General features: G+C 28.8%; 1 protein-coding gene. It reads left to right on the top strand.

Annotated elements, in window-relative coordinates:
* Window positions 1-300: 300 nt before the first annotated feature.
* Window positions 301-2847 carry a DUF885 family protein gene (locus F795_RS06980; protein WP_022936288.1) on the top strand — a complete coding sequence of 849 codons (2547 nt, stop codon included), beginning with the start codon at window positions 301-303 and terminating at the stop codon, window positions 2845-2847.
* Window positions 2848-2992 lie beyond the last annotated feature (145 nt).

Raw genomic sequence — 2992 nt, 5'->3', positions numbered from 1 at the left:
TAATTGTCTACCCATAATTATCTCCCTTACTTAAAATAAAAAAAGGCCTCAAATTTTTTTTAATTTGAGTCCAATTTTTTTGTCCTAGTTTAAAATGTGGGCTATTTTTATTTTTAAAAACTGCATTTTTATCTTTTTTTATGTAGTTATAATTTTTTTATTTTCTTAAAAAAGTTTATAATTTATGTTGTATATTAATTTCACGTTTTTTATGCCCTTAAGAAATAAACAAAATAATAAATAGGCAAAGAAATTAATATATGTAAAAATTGTATATTTTGTGAAAGGTAAATTAAAAATATGAAAAATTGAAAAAATGTTTTAGTTTATAGCACACCTCTTTTATTAGCACCACTTGCATTTGCAGCAAGTTGTACAAATAAAGATGATGGCAAAAAAGATGCCAAAATTGCTGAATTAACTAAACAATATGAAGAAATTTCAAAACAATTAAACACATTAAAATCAGAATTAGATGAAGCTAAAAAAGCTAAAGCTGAAGAAACTACAAAACTCGAAGAAGCTGTTCAAAAATTAGAAGCATTAAAAGAAGAAATAAATAAGAATATCCCTGAATATTATCCAACTAAACAAATCTTAACTCTTAAAGATAAAGTTGATAATGATTTACAAGCAAAAGGATTACTTTATTTATTGGCACCAAATCAAGAACAATCTGATGCTATTGTTAAGACATTAGAAGAAGCAATTAAAGAAATTGATAAAATTGATCAATCAAAATTAACTGCTGATGGTCTTGCATGACTAAATGGAATTAAATACAATTGAGAAATTGAAATTGGAAACCACAAAAATGGATTAAGATACTTATTAGGTTCATTTAATTGAGGTCCATCTTCAACTTATGTAGCAAACTCATTTTATGGTACAATTGTTCCTAGAAACTTTTCAGATCCCACTGCTACACAATGACTTGCTACTTTAAAAGAAGCAGTTGCTAAGAATATTGTTCCATCAAAAATTTTTATTAAAAACAATATTCAATATATTATTAAAAAGAAATTTGCAAAGGATCTTCAAGAATTTTTAAAAGGTACTGAAACTGAAATTACAGTTAAAAAATTAATTGAAGATAATAAAACATATTCACAAGCTGTTAAAGACTTCTATCTTTACTATGTAGATACTTACTATAAAGCATCATCATATGGTAAAGGTGAAGACATTGCTGAATTAAAATTAACAAAAGCAAATACTCTTAATGAATTAGAAAACACCATTGAATTAAAGGCCGGAAAAGTTTACGGTTTAGGTTTAACTCAAAGAGACTTAGACCAAACAGAAGCTGGATTAGGATATATTCCTGGTACACCAGGTGAATTAACTGGTAAAGAAATTTATGCTCAAATAAGCAAAATGAATACAACCACTTCATTAACCCCTGCAGAAGTTTATGCAAAAGGTATGAATACTTCATTAACTGCAGCAACCAATATGTCTAAGGTTGCTGAAGAAGCAGCTAAATTAATTGCTGGAACTAACGCAGATTGATCATCAACTATTATGTATGATGACGATGGTCCAGATGGTGTAAATGCTCAAAGTAAAACACTTGAAATTAAAAAAGATGGTGCTATTAATCTAGAAAACTTTAATAAATGATTAAATGCTGAAGACTTTTTCTTCGGACGTGAAAAAGCTACATTGTATTCTACAGTCTATAAACAATCATTAGATGGAGATACTTCATTAGATTTTGCTAGAGCAGAATTAACTAAATTTGGTTATGACCATCTTAAAGGTGACAGTACCCCATATAATTCTATTACTAATGATCAATTCTACTACGGTGCATTAGAAGCATTTAAAGCATATAAACAATTTAAAGATACTACTCAAAAATATGGATCAACATTCTTTGCTAAATCAGTTCCTGATTATGATATTCAAACATATAAATATGAAGATAGAGCATATGAAGGTGTTGGAGCATATGATTCAGGCGTAATGAAATTTATGTTTAATGCTGACCCTTACTACTCACTTCCAAAATGATCAGTAACATCATTTGCAAACCATGAAAGTATGATGGGACACCACAACCAAATTATGTATGCACAACGTTATTTATCAGAAGTTTTAGGAATGAAATTAGGAAATGTTTTTGACTATACTTCATATGTTGAAGGTTGAGCTCTATTTATGGAATGATTTGGTATAGAAGCTGGATTCTATGGAACTCCAAATTATGCAGATACAACTAACTATTACTCAATGCCTACATCATTTGATTTAGCTAAAGGTATTACTAACTTCTTTACAACAACAGAAGATGCTAAAATCACTACAGAACAAATTTCTCAAATTAAGAATCTTCACGGTGGAGTTTATTGAGAAAAAGTAAATGAAAAAGGATTATATACCACTGACGAAAAAGCTCATGCTAAAGCTGCTGTAAAATTAGCTAACATGCTTCAATACTATGGTGCTTTAAATGAAGCTCAATTAAGAAATATGCGTTTAGCAGTAGACTCAATTTACCATGCTCCAGACATTGCTGGACAAGCTGAACTTCCTAAAGGTGCTTCTATTCTTCAAGCTAGAGCATTTATGAAGAAAAACTCAGCTTTAGGTTTAGGAGATATTCAATCTGAATCTAAACGTTACTTTAACTGCGTTGGTCAAGCTATATCATATAACTCAGGAAAAGAAGTTATGCTTGATTTATATAAAGCAGTTCACACAAAATTAGGATTTACAAGACAACAATTTGTTGAAGAACACAAAGATGAAATTCAAAAATTCTTTGACTGATTATTAAGAAATGGTGCTTTACCTGTTGAAACATTAAGATTAACAATTAAAAAAGCATACAATATTGACTAATAATTAAATATTTAAAAAAACCATACACATATTATTATCACTGTGTGTGGGCTACATTGCAACATGAAGTGCAACACTTGACAAATTTGTTAAAGTTGTTGCATTTTTTTTATAAAATAAAATTGAAGGGATACTTTTCCCTTCA

Origin of the sequence: Metamycoplasma orale ATCC 23714, from assembly GCF_000420105.1 — a bacterium.
GTDB classification, from domain to species: Bacteria; Bacillota_I; Bacilli_A; order Mycoplasmatales; family Metamycoplasmataceae; genus Metamycoplasma; species Metamycoplasma orale.
The sequence above is the reverse complement of the archived record's forward strand: the minus strand, read 5'-3'. Positions and strand labels throughout refer to the sequence as shown.